Below are 15,250 nucleotides of genomic sequence, written 5' to 3'. Positions count from 1 at the left end.
GTGGCAGCGGGGTCTTTGTCGTACGCCTGAGGGGTCGCACGACCGCACGCCGCGGCATCCGCTGATCACCAGCGCCCGTACCGCGCCTCCCACTCGTCCTCGATCGTGCGACGGCGGCCGGCGATGACACCGAACGGGATCGCGATGACGAGAACCCCGGCCAGGACGATCAGCGGCACCGTCCACCCGGTGGTCGCCTCGTGCAGAACTCCGACGAGCAACGGGAACACGGCCGCGAAGATGTAGCCGGTGCTCTGCACGAAGCTGCTGAGCGCCACGGCGCTCTGCGTCGTGCGGGCACGGATGCTGATGAGCACGAGCGCCAGCGGAAACAGGATGCCGACGAGCCCGAAGAGGGCGACCCACAGCCAGACCGTGACCGCGTCGGACCAGAACAGGAGACCGGTGACGCCGACGAGCCCGCACCCCACGGCGACGAGGAACAGCGTCCGTGTCGCCTGGAAGCGCACCACGAGCGTCGGCACGAGCAACGAGGCGGGCAGTCCCATGATCGCGAACAGCGACAGCAGGAGGCCGGCGACGGTCGCCGACACCCCGGTGGTGTCGGTGACGATCGCCGGGAGCCACGCGAACGACACGTAGGCCATGGTCGATGACGTGCCGAACACCACGGCGATCGCCCAGGCGAGCGGCAGTCGCAGCAGCCGGAAGAACACCTGCGAGTCGGCCGGCGCCACGACGATCGGACCGGTCGCGAGTTCGGCGGGATCGGAGGAGCCCGCAGGCGATGTCCGTGCGACGGGCTCCGGCTGCGCGACCGGCTCGGGCTGCGACGCGGCGCGTCCGGACACGAGCATCAGGATCCACGGCACGGCACCGGCGAGCGCGAACACACCCCACAGTCCCAGCGAGGCCCGCCAGCCCGCGGCATCCGCCACCGGCACCGCGACCAGCGGCGGCAGGAACGTCGACAGCGCCATGGCCGTCGTGTAGAGCGTGAGCATCATGCCGATGCGGTCGGGGAAGTACTTCTTGACCAGCGGCGGCACGAGGATGTTGCCCATCCCGATCCCGGCGAAGACGAGGGCGGAGGTGAGCAGCAGTCCGGTCGCGTCGAACGCGAGTCCGCGCAGCACGAGCCCTGCGGCGATCACGATCAAGGCGATGATCGTCACTCGCTCGATGCCGAATCGCCGCTCGAGCAGCGGCGTGCACAGTCCGAACACCGCGAAGCACACCGGCGGCGCGGTGCCGATGAGCCCGACGACCGCGGTGGGCAGCTCGAAGTCCGCGGCGATGTGATCGAGAACCGGCGACAGCGACGCCACGGCCGAGCGCAACGAGAACGCGCACAGGAGGATGCCGAGGACGGCCAGAGCCCGCCCCCGCCACAAGGGCGCGGCGGTGCTCACGACGACTGCGAGCTCTCCACCCAGTCGAGGTACTCCTCGGTGACGGTGCCGGTGACATAGCGTCCGTCGAAGCAGCTCATGTCGAGGTCGGCGACCTCGGAGCCCTCGATGATCGCCGCCTTCAGGTCATCGACCTCCTGGTACACGAGGTGGTCGACGCCGAGCTCCGCGGCGATCTCGGGGATCGTCCGTCCGTGGGCGATGAGCTCGTGCTTGGACGGCATGTTGATCCCGTAGACGTGCGGGAAGCGCACCGGCGGCGCGGCCGAGGCGAACGTGACCGAGAGGGCGCCGGCATCCCGCGCCATCTGGATGATCTGCTTGCTCGTCGTCCCGCGCACGATCGAGTCGTCGATGAGCAGGACGTTCTTGCCGCGGAACTCGGTCGACATCGCGTTGAGCTTCTGCCGGACGCTCTTCTTGCGCACGGCCTGCCCGGGCATGATGAAGGTCCGGCCCACATAGCGGTTCTTGTAGAAGCCCTCGCGGTACTCGATGCCGAGCTTACGGGCGACCTCCATCGCGGACGGCCGTGCGGAGTCCGGGATCGGCATGACGACGTCGATCTTGTCGCGCGGGACGTGCTTGGCGATCGTGTCGGCGAGCCGCTCGCCCATGCGAAGCCGGGACTCGTACACGGCGATGCCGTTCATGATCGAGTCGGGGCGGGCGAGGTAGACGTACTCGAATGCACAGGGGAAGAGCTTCGGGTCCGCCGCACACTGCTGGGTGAACAGTTCGCCGTCATTCGTGATGAAGACGGCCTCGCCGGGGGCGACCTCGCGCACGACCTCGTAGTCACCGTTCTCGAGCACCAGCGACTCGCTCGCGACGATCCATTCGTCGCGGCTCGCGCTGTCGGCCTCGACGCGCCTGCGCCGCCCGAGGATGAGCGGACGGATGCCGAACGGATCGCGGAAGGCGAGCAGCCCGTAGCCGGCGATCACGGCGATCACCGCGTAGGCGCCCTCGATGCGCTCGTGGGTGCGCCCGACGGCCTCGAAGATGCGTTCCGGGTCGAGGTCGACGTCGCTGGTGGTGTGCTGCAGCTCGCCGGCGAGCACGTTCAGCAGCAGCTCGGTGTCGCTGGAGGAGTTCAGGTGCCGGCGGTCGCGCCTGGCCATGTCGGCGGTCAGCTCACGGGTGTTGGTGAGGTTGCCGTTGTGGATGAGGACGATGCCGTACGGGGCGTTCACGTAGAACGGCTGCATCTCCTCCTCGCTGGACGCCGTGCCCTTGGTGGCGTAGCGGACGTGGCCGAGGCCGACGTTCCCGAGCAGCGATCGCATGTCGCGGGTGCGGAAGGCTTCACGCACCTGGCCCTCGGCCTTGGCGATGTGCATGATGCCGTTCGGCTCGGCGGTGGCGATGCCGGTCGCGTCCTGCCCGCGATGCTGCAGCAGCAGGAGTGCGTCGTAGATGTCCTGGTTGACGGGGCCGCCTGCGACCATTCCGACGATTCCGCACATGGGGTGTTACTTCATCCGTTCTTCAGTTGTGGCCGCGGGCGCTGTCCCGGTACGAGCCGACCAGCCGCACCGCTCCGCCGTCGACGCCCTTTGCGCCCTCTTCGAATGCACCGGCATGACGCGCGCCGGTGGAGACCGTGGCGACCTGCCAGGCGTCGATGCCCTCGGCGGCCAGAGCCGCGATCGCAGCATCCTTCTGACCCGCCTCGATCACGGCGAGGAAGCCGATGCCGAGGTTCCAGGTGCCCTCGGTCTCTTCCAGTGGCGTGCCGGCGATGTCGCTGAGCACGCGGAAGACCGGGCTTGGCGACCAGGTCGAACGGTCGACCTCCGCCCAGCTGCCGACGGGCAGGACGCGGGCGAGGTTGGCGGCGATGCCGCCGCCGGTGACGTGGCTGAGCGAGTGGATGCTGCCGTCGGCGAGCGCATCGATCAGGCGCAGCAGCGGCAGGGTGTACAGACGGGTCGGCTCGAGGAGCGCCTCGCCCCACGTCGCGCCGAAGTCGGCGGCGTTGTCGCCGTAGCCGATGCCCGCACCCGTGATGATGTGACGCACGAGCGAGTAGCCGTTGGAGTGCAGGCCGCTCGAGGCCAGCGCGAGGACGACGTCGCCGTCCTGGACGCGATCGGCGCCGAGCACGGCATCCGCCTCGACGACGCCAGTCGCAGCCCCGGCGACGTCGTAGTCGCGCGGGCCGAGGAGCCCGGGGTGCTCGGCGGTCTCCCCGCCGACGAGCGCGGTACCGGTGGCCGTGCAGGCGTCGGCGATGCCGCGGACGATGTCGGCGATCCGCTCGGGGACGACCTTGCCGCACGCGATGTAATCGGTCATGAAAAGCGGCTTGGCACCGACCACGACGATGTCGTCGACGACCATGCCGACCAGGTCCTGCCCGATCGTGTCGTGCTTGTCGATGGCTTGCGCGATCGCGACCTTCGTGCCGACGCCGTCGGTGCTGGTCGCGAGCAGCGGCTTGGTGTAGCCGAGCAGGGCGCTCGCGTCGAAGAGGCCGGCGAAGCCGCCGACTCCCCCGAGCACTTCGGGGCCGTGCGTCGCGCGCACCGACGACTTCATCAGCTCGACGGCGAGGTCGCCGGCAGCGGTGTCGACACCGGCTTCGGAATAGGGGTTGGTGGGGGAGGCAGCCACGAGACAAGACTACCGGCCGCACACCCACTGAGTTTCCCGCTTGCCCTTCCCTGCCGGACTGACCTCCATAGGATGGGGCCATGTCCGACAAGCCGCAGTGGCTGATCCGCGAAGACGCCGGAGTGCCGGTGCTCATCGCGCTCGCGCTGCGGCAGATGCTCGGCATCCGAGTGCCCGACGACCTGCCCGCACTGCGCGACCTGCCGGTGCGCGCGCCGGATGCCGCGGACGCGACGCCCGCGCTCGAGGAGCAGTGGCGGGAGTACTGGGACATGACCGTCGAGCCGCGCGCGCACCCGTCCGACGTCCCGCTCGAGCTCATCGACGGCTTCGACACGCTGGTCGCGCTCCCCGCCACCGGCGCGGATGAGCTGCGCGAGGCGATCGCTCCGCTCGCGCCATCCGCTCTGCAGTACGCGCAGAAGGCCCGGGGCAGGTATTTCGACACGATGAAGACCGCCACTGGCGGAGGCGCCTACCGCGCCTACGCCAGTGCGATCGCGGAGTTCGAGCGCGAGGTGGGACGGCGCGCCCATTCGTTCGAGCTGAACGTGCAGGTGCTGCCGTTCTCGCAGCGGGGGATCTGGTGGATCGGCGCGCTCACGGTCGCCGTGACGGACGGGATGCGGCGCGACGTCGTGGCCTTCGACGCCGCCATCCGACCGATCATCGGCGAGCTGGCGTAGCGGTCAGTCCTGCTCGATGACCGTCTCGCGGTCGACGCGCACCACACGGTCGTGGCGACGGGCGATGCGCTCGAGCAGGATGGCGACGAGCCCGCCGAGCGCGATGCCGATCGGCACCGTCCACAGCAGCGCGAATCCGAAGACCTGGCCCGGCGGGTAGACGACGTCGAGCGTCGTCGACGGCTCGTAGCTGCCAACCATCGTCAGGATGCCGGCGGCGATGATGCCGAGCACGACGCCGATCGCCATGAACACGCCGTAGCGCGGCACGCGCCGCACAGTCGCTTCGACGGTCTCACGGGGTTCGGGGGAGGACATGCCTCCATTGTCCCACGCTCCCGAGCGACCGCGGTGGCCGCTCAGATCTGACCGATCGCCTCGCGCTTCTCAGCCTGGAACGCGTCCTCGATGCGGCCCAGCGCCCAGTACGCCGACAATGACAGCTGCGAGCGGTCCACTCCCCGCTCGTCGGTCAGATGCGGGCGCAGCGTCTTCATGGCGCCCCGCTCGCCGTGCGCGAAGACCTGCACGCGGCCGTCTCGCCATTCGAGCTCGCGCACGGCGTCGACGATCAGGTCGGTCGTGCCGGCAGCATGGTCGCCACGGTGCAGCCAGCGCACCTCGACGCCCGCCGGCGCGGTCAGCTCGAGCTGCTCGGACTCGTTCTGCACTTCGAGGAAGGCTGTGCCCACAGCATCCGCCGGCATCGCCTCCAGCGCCGAGGCGATGGCCGGGATCGCCGATTCGTCGCCCGCCAGCAGGTGCCAGTCGGCATCCGGATCCGGGGCGTACCCGCCGCCGATCCCACCGAGCACGACCGGGTCCCCCGGCTGCGCCGACGCCGCCCAGGGCCCGGCGATACCCTCGTCGCCATGCGTCACGAAGTCGATCCAGATCTGTCCGGCATCCAGGTCGAATCGGCGGATCGTGTAGGTGCGGCGCGTCGGCAGCATCTCGATCGGCAGCAGGGCGCGCAGCTGGTCCATGTCGTACGGCGGCGTGAGCCCTGCCTCGCGCGGAGCGAAGAGCATCTTCGTGTACGCGTCGGTGGATCCGTTGTCCTCGACGGCAGAGATGCCCGGCCCGCCGGCGACGATCCGCACGAGATGCGGCGTGAGGCGGATGCGCTCGACGACCTCGAGAACGATCTGGGGGCGCTGGGGGCGCCGTGGACGGTCGGTGTCAGCCAATGGGTCTCCTCGATCGCTGGTCGTACGCGACTATACGCGATCCAGTAAGGATAGGAATACCTAAGGCCGCAGCGGCAGCAGCCCTTCGAGACCTGCGCGGGTTCCGGATGCTTGCACGCGGCCGGCGGCGACGGCATCCGCCCATAACTCCTCGCCGGTCGCGAGGGCGATCCAGGTCAGGGCGTCCGTCTCGATCACGTTCGGCGGCGTGCCGCGGGTATGCCGCGGCCCCTGCACGACCTGCACGGCGCCGAACGGCGGCACGCGCACCTCGACGCTGTTCCCCGGCGCCTTCTCGTCGAGCAGCTGCAGCAGATAGCGGACCGCGGTGGCCAGCACGGTGCGCGCCGGCTTCTCCCCCGATGCGGTCGCGGCGCGGACGGTGTCCAGAGCCGAGCGCCCCTCGGCGGTGTCGATTCTGCGAGCCACGACACCAGCCTATGTCGGCCGCGCCCGGATGACGGGCGCTCAGCCGATGCGGACGAGCCGCGCGAAGCGCACGACGAGATCATCGGCGCCCTCATCGTCGCTGTCGAGCGCGATGCGCAGCCGCGTGGCGTCCGCGCCCACGGCACCGTCCGGCAGGGCGATCGTCGCCGTGCGCCACTCCCCCGAGCCGGTGCGCGCGACCGGAGCCGAGTCCCCGGCATCCGTCCCCACCTGGAACGCGCCGTCGCCGGTGTCGAGGAACGTCACCTTCAGCACCGCGTCCTGCCCGTCGGATGCAACGGCGAAGCGCTCATCGACCTCGAGCACGAAGCCCGTGTCGCCGTCCGCCACGGAGGTCGACAGCCCCTCGTGGGCCATGCCGTTGTCCTCCTCGAGATCGGCCACGTGGGTGTCGGCATCCGTGCGGTGAGCCACCGACCCCGGTTCGTCGACCTGCACGAGCCACCGCTCGAGATTGCGCACCCACGGCTGGTCGTCCCACTCGCGCGGGAACTCCTCCTCGGCCCAGTACCGGTCCTCGGCATCGCGGAAGGCGGCCCAGGCATCGGCCGAGGTCTCGGCGGTCTGCCCCAGCGACAACCGCACCCAGTCCCAGTGCTCCGGATACTCGGCCATGTACGACGGTCCCGGCACGACGTACATCCAGTTCATCCGCAGCTGCAGCGCCTTCAGGTTCGACTGCCGCACCGAGTAGTAGGGATCGTCGGTCTGGTAGCCGCAGTCGGTGTAGCACTCGTTCTCGGTCGCGACGATGAATCCGCCGGAGTGGATCGGCAGCGATTCGTCCACGACGAGGTGCCCGTCGGGCTGGATGCTGGAGCCGTACGCCGGCGCCTCGTTGAGGTGGAAGTTCGCCAGTTCCGTGATGCCGGTGCGCACGCCCATGCCGGCATCCACCGCCTGGCGGGCGAGCAGGTCGTCTGCGGTGCCGAAGGGACCGAACGGGTAGTCCTCGCCGGTGAACACCAGCTTGTGCGCATTCTCTCCGAACAGCTCGACGAGGTCGTCCCAGGCGTGCCCGTACCAGGCGAGGTACGTCTCCTCGTCGAGATCGCCGGCCTCGACCGCCGCCGACACCATCTCGTAATCGAACTCGGCCCAGGTGAAGGCACCGGGCACGTACACGAAGCGCAGTCGCGGATCGGCCGCGAGGCCTGCGTCGACGAACACGGCGCGGTACGTGTCCATGAGGTGTCCCCACACGCACTCGTTCCAGATGGGCAGGTGGCGCTGACCGTCGTAATCCGGGCCGTAGGTGCTCACGCCGCAGTCCTCCGCGACCCACTTCGGCGCCCAGTCCTCGCCGCTGGCGAAGATGCGCATCCAGAAGTCGCCGGGCTCGGCGAGCTGGGCGTCCAACGAGTCGAAGCTCATCCCCTGCGCCTCGCCGCCCGCCTCCCGGTCGATCGTGCCGCCCTTCTCCGGCTGCACCTGGCGCCAGCTGAGGTCGATCGACCGCACGGCCACGAGATCCTCCGCCGACGCCTCCTCCGAGAACAGGCCGGAGTTCTCCGCCGGACGCACCTCCTCCGGCATCGTCCAGTCATCGCCGTCGACGACGCGCACGCCGTCCGATCCGGCATCCACGAAGGGCGCACGGGGACCGACGTCGAGGTCGACGTCCAGCTCGGCGCCGGTCGGCAGCGGAGCCGCCGGACTCATCGCGCACCCGCCGAGGGCGAGCAGTGCTGCGAGGGCAACCGCACCGGTGATCTCACGACGCATGACCGTCCTCCAGGAGTCTTGTCACCATGATGTCATCGGCGAAGCGAGCCACTTCACCGGGGTCGAAGAGCGCCGCGCCGGGGCGCTGCGTGTTCGCCGCGGCGACGGCCGCAGCGCGACGCAGCGCCTCGTCCAGCGGCAGGTCGGCGCTGAGGACGGAGAGGAGCCCCGCCAGGAAGCTGTCCCCCGCGCCGACCGTGAACGTGCCGGCCGAGAGCGGAGCGGCCTGCCACGCCCCGCAATCGTCGGCCGCGACGGAACCGGCGGCTCCATCGGTCACGATCGCCGTCCGGGTACCGCTCTCGCGAAGCCGGGCCGCGAGCTCTGCCGCGGTTCCCGCGCCCACCGCCTCCTCCGCCTCGACCCGATTGACCTTGACGACGTCGGGCCGGGTCGCCGCCAGCGCCGCGACCAGCGCCGGTCCGCGCTGGTCGAGAGCGAGCCGGATGCCACGGGCTGATGCCGCGGCGAGCAGCGCTGCCAGGTGGTCCGCACGTTCCTCCGGCACCGAGCCGGAGACGGCGAGCCACCCCTCGTCGACGGCGGCGACGGCATCCGTGATCCCCGCCCAGGCCGCGTCGTCCAGCGGTGCCGCATGCTCGTAGAACTCCGTGATGCGTCCATCGCCGGCATCGACCACGCTGACGCATGTGCGCGTCGGCGCGTCGGTCTCGACCTCGACGACATCCAGTCCGTCCGCCAGAAGGTCCGCGCGGATCTGTGCGCCGACGGCTCCGCCCAGCGGCGCGATCGCCCGGACGGGTTCGCCCAGCGCGCGCAGCGCCCTGGCGACGTTGAACGACTTCCCTCCCGGGAGCGCGAGCTTCCAATCCGGGCGGTGGATGCCGCCGACCGTGAGCGCACCGACGCCGTAGGTGACGTCGAGCGCGGGCGACAGACCGAGGCAGGTGATCATGCGTGCTCGTCGATCTCCGCGCGGGTGGCCTGGCCGCCGGTGCCGCCCGATCCGCGGGTCGACAGGGAGCCTGCGACCGCCGCGCGGCGCAACGCAGTCTGCAGCGGAATCCCCTCGGTCCACGCCGCGAGGAACCCCGCGTCGAAGCTGTCGCCGGCGCCCGTGGTGTCGACGACGTCGCACTCGAGCCCGGGGGCGCGCAGCACGGTTGCGCCGCCTGTGGCCAGACCGCCCGCGGCGCCGTCCTTGACGACGACGAGCGGTCCTCGTGCGGCCAGGGCGAGGGCTGCACTCTCAGCATCCGATGGGTCTTCTCCGAGCGCACCAGCCAGGGCGATCGCCTCGGCGGCGTTGGGCAGCAGCACGTCTACGAGCGGCAGGCATTCCGCGATGCCGGCCCAGCGACCGGCGGGATCCCAGTTCGTGTCGAGACTCGTCGTCACGCCCCGCGCGCGGAGGGAGGCGAGCACAGCGGGGAGCTCCGCGGTGAGCTCCGGCACCAGGAACGACGAGGCGAAGTGGACGTGCGCCGCATCCGAGGATGCCGCCAGCACCTCATCCGCCGTGATGCCGGCGAGCGCGCCGGTGAGCGTGAGGATCGCCCGGTCCTCGGGTGCCGAGAGGATGACGGACACCCCCGTCGGCTCGTCGACCGTGCGCAGCGCAGACACGTCGACGCCCGCCTCTGCGAGCAGTTCGCGGGTGCGATCGCCGAAGACATCGGGCCCCACACGCGCCACCAGCGCCGTGTCCACGCCGAGTCGAGCGAGACCCGCCGCACAGATCCCCGCACTCGACCCGAGCACGAGGTCGGCGGCCTCGAGCAGCTGCTCGGCCTGGCCGAAGCGGGGCACGACGTCGCCGCGCAGCACGAGGTCGAGATTCGCGTCGCCCGCGACGAGTATGCGTGTCATCAGCCCTTCATCCCCGACATCGTCATCGTCTGCACGAACTGCTTCTGCGCGAACAGGAAGAAGATCACCAGCGGCGCCGTCGCGATGACGTTGCCCGCCATGAGCAGTTCCCACTGGGTACGGCGCGTGCTCTGGAAGTTCGCGATGCCCAGCTGCACGGTGAAGATCGAGTCGTCGTTGATCGCGATCAGCGGCCAGATCAGATCGTTCCACGAGCTGAGCAGGGTGAAGATCGCCAGTGTCGCGATGGCGGGCTTGGCCAGCGGCAGGACGACCCGCAGGAACGTCTGCAGACGGTTCGCGCCGTCGAGCGCAGCGGCCTCCTCGATCTCAGCGGGGATCGACAGGAAGAACTGCCGCATGAGGAAGATGCCGAACGCGGATGCCAGCCACGGGACGAACGCCGCGGACAGGGTGTTGATGATGCCGAGCTTCGAGAACATCACGTAGGTGGGGATCATCAGCAGCTGGGTCGGGATCATGATCGTCGCGACGATCATGAAGAACCCGACGTTGCGGCCGCGGAACCGCAACCGCGCGAACCCGTACCCGGCGAGCGAGCACAGGATCACGTGCGCGACGATCGCGATCACCGAGACGATCACGCTGTTCATCAGCCAGATGAGGATGTCGGTCGTCGTGAACAGCGCGATGAACCCGTCGAGCGTGAACCGCGAGGGAACGAACGGCGGCGGGAACTTCACCAGTTCGTCGGCGGGTGAGAGCGACGCGAGGATCATCTGCGCGAACGGGATCACGAAGATCAGCGCGATCGGCGCGAGCACGAGGTGCCAGCCGCTAAACCTCTTGCGCCGGCGCGGAGGGCGCCCCGTGCGACCGGTCATGATCGCGTAGGTGTTGAGCACCATCAGAATGCCTCCATCTTGCGGCTGCGCGCATAGATCACCATTCCGATGGTGATGAGCAGCGTCACCGCGAACAGGATGTACGCTGCCGCCGAGCCGTATCCGAACTCGAGGGTCTTGAACGCCTTCTCCCAGAGGAAGTACACGATCGTCTTCGTGGCATCCAGCGGGCCTCCCCTGGTCGTCGTGTAGACGAGATCGAACAGTTGCAGCGCGGTGATCGTCTGCCAGATCGTGACGAACACCGTCACGGGACCGAGCTCGGGCCAGACGACCTTCCAGAACGTCTGCCAGCGGTTCGCGCCGTCGATGCGGGCCGCCTCGAGCAGCTCCTGCGGCACGTCCTGGAGGGCGGCCAGGTAGATCACGGTCGTGAACGCCGCCTGCCCCCACAGCGACATGATCGCGATGACGAGCATGGCCTGGCTCGGGTCCTCCAGCCACCCCTGCGCCGGCAGACCGACCGAGCGCAGCACGTTGTTGGCGAGGCCGTATTGCGGGCTGAACAGGTAGGTCGCGAGGATTCCGGTGGCCGCCGCGGAGGCGACGAAGGGCACGAAGATCGCGGTCCGGTAGATACCGATGAAGCGGATCTCGCGGTTCAGCGCCACGGCGAGGAACAGGCCGAGCAGGACGGATGCCGGGACGAACAGCAGCACGTACAGGCCGGTGTGGCTGACGGCCTCCCAGAACTCGGCATCCGTCATCAGGTACGAGTAGTTGTCGGCGCCGATGAACTGCGGCTCGGCGAAGCCGTTCCACTTCTGCAGCGAGAGCAGGAATGCCCACGCCGCGGGGAAGATCGACAGACCGAGGATGATGATCATCGCCGGGCCGGCGAAACCCCATCCGGTCAGGTCGGCCCGCAGGCGGCCGCGCCCCCGCCGCTTCTGCTGCCGCTCACGCGCGGCATCGTGGGGTTCGGCAGTCACCGGTCGTTCGCTCGTCATCGTCATCGTGGCTCCTCGCGCCGTGCGATCCCGCTTCTGGTGTCCGGTGCTCAGGAGAGCACGATCGACCTCGTCAGATGACGGGGCTGATCCGGGTTCAGACCGCGCCGCTCGGCCGTGACGACCGCGAGACGCTGCGCGAGGGCGAGCTCGATCAGCCCGTCATCGGCCCCCTGCACGACGGTAGCGCCCGTGCGCTCGACGTCGCGAGCGAGTCCGTCGTCGCGGACGCCGAGGAACCAGACCAGCGAACCCGGATGCGCGACGGCGAGCGGCCCGTGCCGGTAGTCGAGCAGCGGGTACGACTCCGCCCATGCCTGCGCGGCCTCGCGGATCTTCAGCGCCGCCTCCTGCGCGAGCCCGTACGTCCAGCCGCGACCCAGATACACGACGTGGTCGAAGTCCGTCGGCAGGTCCGGCTGGGCGGCGAGCGCCTTCTCCAAGCGGTTCGGCAGATCGGTCACGTCCTCGCCGAAGGCGGCACGTGCCAGGAGGAGGAATGTGGTCGGAAAGCGGGTCTGGACGACCGACTTCTCGTCGGCGAAGTCCAGCAGCAGCACATCATCCGCCGCGTCGGCGCAGGGCGAGTCGGCGACGCCGGTGACGACGACCTTCCGCACCCCGTCCGGGACGGCCGCGAGCGCCTCGAGGATCTCGGTCGTCGTGCCCGATCGCGTGATCGCGAGGACGGCGTCGTAGGGACGCCACGGACGCGGCTCGGATGCGTAGGCGGCATCCGTCTCGCCGAAGCCGGCCTGTTCCCGCAGCAGCGCGAACGACTCGGCGACGAACGCGGACGTGCCGCATCCGATCACCAGCATCCGCTCGCCGTCCCGGCGAAGCACCTGCGCAGCGCGCTCGCGCAACTCCAGGGCCTGCCGCCAGACGGCGGGCTGACTGGCGATCTCTTCAGAGGTGATGCTCATTGCTTTCCTTCTCCTGCTCGGTCGTTCCTGTGCGATCGCGAGGGCTCAGTCGCCCGAGAGCGACCGGTCCGCCTTCTCGGCGGCCGCCTTCAGTGCGTCCTCCGGCGTGCCCTGTCCCTGCAGGACCTGCGAGATCGCATTGGCGATGGCCTCGGACAGGCCCACGTACCCGGACACGGTCGGGCGGGCGTTGATCGCGTTCTCGTTGTTCTCGGCCATGACGTCGAGCCCCGGGAGGGCTGCGACCTGCTCGGCGAACTCCGGCGTATCGATCTCGCTCGTGCGCAGCGGGAGGTTGCCGTACGCGACGTTCCAGCGCAGATCCTGCTCCGGCGCGGTGAGCCACTTCATCAGCTCGACCGACCAGTGGTTCTCGTTCACGTCCTGGGTGTCGAACAGCGCCCAGATGTCGGGCCCCGAGACGGTCTGGTGGTCGCCGTCGGTGCCAGGGAGGATCGTGACGCCGTAGTCGGTGCCCGCCGTGTTCAGATCCCACAGCTGCCAGGGGCCGGACGTCATCATGCCGATCCGATCGGCGGCGAACAGCTGTGCGAACTTCGTGTCGGTCTGGTCGAGGTAGATGCTCTTGTCGTCGACGGCCATCTGGCGCAGGAACTCCAGCGCCTCTGCGCCCTCATCGCTCGCGAACGCGGCGGCGGACCGGTCGTCGGAGAGTATCTCGCCGCCGTTCTGCCACAGGTGCGGCCAGAACTGCCAGGTCGTCTCCTCGGATCCCGAGACCGAGTAGGCGTAGCCGAACGTCTCGTTCGCCGGGTCGGTGAGCTTCTTCGCGGCATCCCGGAAGTCGTCCCACGTCCACTCCTCGGTCGGATACTCGACGCCCGCGGCGTCGAAGACCGTCTTGTTGTAGATGAGCGAGATGTTGTCGACCAGGGCGGGGAAGCCGATGATCGCCTCGCCGGTGGGCTGCACCGTGGCGCGCGCGGCCTCCGAGAACTCGTCCCAGCCGACCTCAGGGTCGGCGACGGCGCCGGTGATGTCGAGCGTGCGCTGCGAGGATTCGAGCTCGCTGGCCCACGATCCGAATGCGTAGGAGATGTTCGGGTAGCTGTTGCCGGCGAAACCGGCCGACAGCTTCTGGAGGAGCTCTTCGGTCGAGGATGCTCCGGGCGAGATGTCGATCGTCACGTTCGGGTGGAGTTCCTCGAACTCCGTCGCGAGCCCCTCGAGGATGGTCTGCGCCTCGTCGCTCTGACCTGTCCACCAGGTGATGGTGACGTCGGCCTCCGGGTCGAGCTCGGTGGCGCCCTGGCTGCCTGCGCAACCGGCGAGGCCTCCGACGACGGCCAGTGCCGTGCCGATGACGATGGGGATCCGGCGACGGGTGCGGCGCTGCATGGTCCGGTCCTTCATGGTGGTCCTCTCTCTGAGCGAGTCGGTATTCATCGTGGCGATGCTTTGCTCATATCGCAATAACTTTGCGCGAAGCGATCATGTTGGATGCGCATGTAATGTTCGATTCGTTCGCTCTGCCCTACTCTCGGAGAACCGCGACGCGCCGCCCGCGCTCGCGCCCGCACTGCGCCGAAGGAGTCCCCGTGACCGATGCCCCGCTGTCCTGGGAGGAGCTGCGCGAGCTGCCGCTGGCATCCTGGACGCCCGTTCCTCAACTGCGACTGCCCGCCACCGACGCCGACCGGGCGGCGTTCCCTGCGATCGACGTGCACAACCACCTCGGACGCTGGCTCAGCGACGGCGAATGGATGATCGAGGACCCCGCCGCGCTCGTCGTGGTCATGGACGAGACCAACGTCGAATGCGTCGTCAACCTCGACGGGATGTGGGGCGACGAGGTGACGGCGAACGTCGAGCGCTACGACCGCTCCTTCCCCGGACGCTTCCTCACCTTCTGCCAGCTCGAGTGGGAGCGGCTCGCGGAGCCGGACGGCGTGGCGGCCCTGCAGGCGTCGCTGGCCGATTCCGCGGCCCGCGGAGCACGTGGCGTGAAGATCTGGAAGAGCCTCGGGCTCACGGTGCGCGACGCCGACGGGACGCTCATCCTGCCCGATGATCCCCGCGTCGTCGCCGTCGTCGAACGGGCCGGAGAACTGGGCCTTCCGGCGCTCATCCACACTGCCGACCCCAAGGCGTTCTTCGCGCCTCTCGACGCCTGCAATGAGCGCCTCGACGAGCTCATGCAGATGCGGGAGTGGTGGTTCGGCGACCGCACCGTGCATCCGACGTTCGATCGGCTCCTCGCCGCGCACCGAGCCCTCGTCGAGGCCTGCCCCGGCACCCGATTCATCGGCGCGCACGCCGGCTGCGCCGCCGAGGACCTCGATCTCGTGGAGGGCATGCTCGACGCCTGCCCGAACTACACGATCGACATCGCCGGTCGCATGGCTGAGCTCGGCCGGCAGCCCCGTCGATTCCGCCGGCTCATCGAGCGGCATCCCGACCGCGTGCTGTTCGGCACCGACATCTACCCGGCCGAGCGGGAGCAGTTCCGCCTGCATTTCCGCTTCCTCGAGACCGAGGACGAGGCGTTCTCCTACGCCCCGGGCGAGCCGGTCCCGCCGCAGGGTCGCTGGACGGTCTCGGCGCTCGGCCTGGACGCCTCGACGCTCGAGCGGATCTACCGCACGAACGCGCTGCGGGTGCTGGGGATCTGAGC

General features: G+C 69.4%; 15 protein-coding genes. 2 read left to right on the top strand and 13 right to left on the bottom strand.

Annotated features, from left to right (window positions below; all coding sequences use genetic code 11):
* Nucleotides 1-65: 65 nt before the first annotated feature.
* From KEC56_RS04035 to purM, 3 genes are read right to left on the bottom strand one after another with little or no spacing between them, the layout of a single operon-like run.
* Nucleotides 66-1,373 carry an MFS transporter gene (locus KEC56_RS04035; protein WP_227529909.1) on the bottom strand — a complete coding sequence of 436 codons (1,308 nt, stop codon included), beginning with the start codon at nt 1,371-1,373 and terminating at the stop codon, nt 66-68.
* On the bottom strand, nt 1,370-2,842 hold the full coding sequence (gene purF, locus KEC56_RS04030; protein ID WP_227529908.1) for an amidophosphoribosyltransferase: 1,473 nt from the start codon (nt 2,840-2,842) through the stop codon (nt 1,370-1,372). The genes KEC56_RS04035 and purF overlap by 4 nt, the downstream gene beginning before the upstream one ends.
* A 22-nt stretch (nt 2,843-2,864) precedes the next feature.
* Entirely contained in the window at nt 2,865-3,992 is a 1,128-nt protein-coding gene (gene purM, locus KEC56_RS04025; RefSeq protein ID WP_227529907.1) for a phosphoribosylformylglycinamidine cyclo-ligase, read from the bottom strand.
* A gap of 80 nt (nt 3,993-4,072) precedes the next feature.
* On the opposite strand from purM, the gene KEC56_RS04020 reads away from it, so the two are divergent.
* A complete protein-coding gene (locus tag KEC56_RS04020; RefSeq protein ID WP_227529906.1) occupies nt 4,073-4,678 on the top strand; it encodes a zinc-binding alcohol dehydrogenase in 606 nt (201 codons plus the stop codon).
* A gap of 3 nt (nt 4,679-4,681) precedes the next feature.
* Here the strand turns inward: KEC56_RS04020 and KEC56_RS04015 are convergent, their stop codons facing one another.
* Genes KEC56_RS04015 through KEC56_RS03970 form a run of 10 tightly spaced genes read right to left on the bottom strand, consistent with a single transcriptional unit; the run spans nt 4,682 to nt 13,989 of the window.
* Complete coding sequence (locus KEC56_RS04015) at nt 4,682-4,996, bottom strand: potassium transporter Trk (protein ID WP_227529905.1); 315 nt, start codon at nt 4,994-4,996, stop codon at nt 4,682-4,684.
* 41 nt (nt 4,997-5,037) lie between these two features.
* Nucleotides 5,038-5,868, bottom strand: coding sequence for a siderophore-interacting protein (locus KEC56_RS04010; protein WP_227529904.1), 831 nt, complete (start codon nt 5,866-5,868; stop codon nt 5,038-5,040).
* A 60-nt stretch (nt 5,869-5,928) separates the two neighbouring features.
* Nucleotides 5,929-6,297, bottom strand: a complete 369-nt coding sequence (locus KEC56_RS04005; protein ID WP_227529903.1) for a sterol carrier family protein — start codon at nt 6,295-6,297, stop codon at nt 5,929-5,931.
* Nucleotides 6,298-6,336: 39 nt separating this feature from the next.
* The gene (locus KEC56_RS04000) at nt 6,337-8,043 is read right to left on the bottom strand and encodes a hypothetical protein (protein WP_227529902.1); all 1,707 of its coding nucleotides are present in this window, start codon (nt 8,041-8,043) and stop codon (nt 6,337-6,339) included.
* On the bottom strand, nt 8,033-8,959 hold the full coding sequence (locus KEC56_RS03995; protein WP_227529901.1) for a 1-phosphofructokinase family hexose kinase: 927 nt from the start codon (nt 8,957-8,959) through the stop codon (nt 8,033-8,035). Before KEC56_RS03995 ends, KEC56_RS04000 begins: the two co-directional genes overlap by 11 nt.
* A complete protein-coding gene (locus KEC56_RS03990; RefSeq protein WP_227529900.1) occupies nt 8,956-9,873 on the bottom strand; it encodes a carbohydrate kinase family protein in 918 nt (305 codons plus the stop codon). The genes KEC56_RS03995 and KEC56_RS03990 overlap by 4 nt, the downstream gene beginning before the upstream one ends.
* Nucleotides 9,873-10,742 carry a carbohydrate ABC transporter permease gene (locus KEC56_RS03985; RefSeq protein WP_227529899.1) on the bottom strand — a complete coding sequence of 290 codons (870 nt, stop codon included), beginning with the start codon at nt 10,740-10,742 and terminating at the stop codon, nt 9,873-9,875. The genes KEC56_RS03990 and KEC56_RS03985 overlap by 1 nt, the downstream gene beginning before the upstream one ends.
* Nucleotides 10,742-11,695, bottom strand: coding sequence for a carbohydrate ABC transporter permease (locus KEC56_RS03980; protein ID WP_227529898.1), 954 nt, complete (start codon nt 11,693-11,695; stop codon nt 10,742-10,744). Before KEC56_RS03980 ends, KEC56_RS03985 begins: the two co-directional genes overlap by 1 nt.
* A gap of 44 nt (nt 11,696-11,739) precedes the next feature.
* Nucleotides 11,740-12,615, bottom strand: coding sequence for an SIS domain-containing protein (locus KEC56_RS03975; RefSeq protein WP_227529897.1), 876 nt, complete (start codon nt 12,613-12,615; stop codon nt 11,740-11,742).
* Nucleotides 12,616-12,660: 45 nt separating this feature from the next.
* Nucleotides 12,661-13,989, bottom strand: coding sequence for an ABC transporter substrate-binding protein (locus KEC56_RS03970; RefSeq protein ID WP_227529896.1), 1,329 nt, complete (start codon nt 13,987-13,989; stop codon nt 12,661-12,663).
* Between the two features lie 185 nt (nt 13,990-14,174).
* On the opposite strand from KEC56_RS03970, the gene KEC56_RS03965 reads away from it, so the two are divergent.
* Nucleotides 14,175-15,248: an amidohydrolase family protein gene (locus KEC56_RS03965; RefSeq protein ID WP_227529895.1), complete on the top strand. Its 1,074-nt coding sequence runs from the start codon at nt 14,175-14,177 to the stop codon at nt 15,246-15,248.
* The last annotated feature ends 2 nt before the right edge of the window (nt 15,249-15,250 follow it).

The organism is Microbacterium tenebrionis, from assembly GCF_020682665.1.
In the GTDB taxonomy this organism is placed as follows: Bacteria; Actinomycetota; Actinomycetes; order Actinomycetales; family Microbacteriaceae; genus Microbacterium; species Microbacterium tenebrionis.
This window is presented reverse-complemented; position numbering and strand designations above follow the sequence as displayed.

Bases quoted from the DNA above. Each gene is read 5' to 3' on its own strand.
- purF (WP_227529908.1), bottom strand. From the start codon at position 2,842: ATGTGCGGAATCGTCGGAATGGTCGCAGGCGGCCCCGTCAACCAGGAC.
- KEC56_RS04020 (WP_227529906.1), top strand. From the start codon at position 4,073: ATGTCCGACAAGCCGCAGTGGCTGATCCGCGAAGACGCCGGAGTGCCG.
- KEC56_RS04015 (WP_227529905.1), bottom strand. From the start codon at position 4,996: ATGTCCTCCCCCGAACCCCGTGAGACCGTCGAAGCGACTGTGCGGCGC.
- KEC56_RS04000 (WP_227529902.1), bottom strand. From the start codon at position 8,043: ATGCGTCGTGAGATCACCGGTGCGGTTGCCCTCGCAGCACTGCTCGCC.
- KEC56_RS03995 (WP_227529901.1), bottom strand. From the start codon at position 8,959: ATGATCACCTGCCTCGGTCTGTCGCCCGCGCTCGACGTCACCTACGGC.
- KEC56_RS03990 (WP_227529900.1), bottom strand. From the start codon at position 9,873: ATGACACGCATACTCGTCGCGGGCGACGCGAATCTCGACCTCGTGCTG.
- KEC56_RS03985 (WP_227529899.1), bottom strand. From the start codon at position 10,742: ATGGTGCTCAACACCTACGCGATCATGACCGGTCGCACGGGGCGCCCT.
- KEC56_RS03980 (WP_227529898.1), bottom strand. From the start codon at position 11,695: ATGACGATGACGAGCGAACGACCGGTGACTGCCGAACCCCACGATGCC.
- KEC56_RS03975 (WP_227529897.1), bottom strand. From the start codon at position 12,615: ATGAGCATCACCTCTGAAGAGATCGCCAGTCAGCCCGCCGTCTGGCGG.
- KEC56_RS03970 (WP_227529896.1), bottom strand. From the start codon at position 13,989: ATGAAGGACCGGACCATGCAGCGCCGCACCCGTCGCCGGATCCCCATC.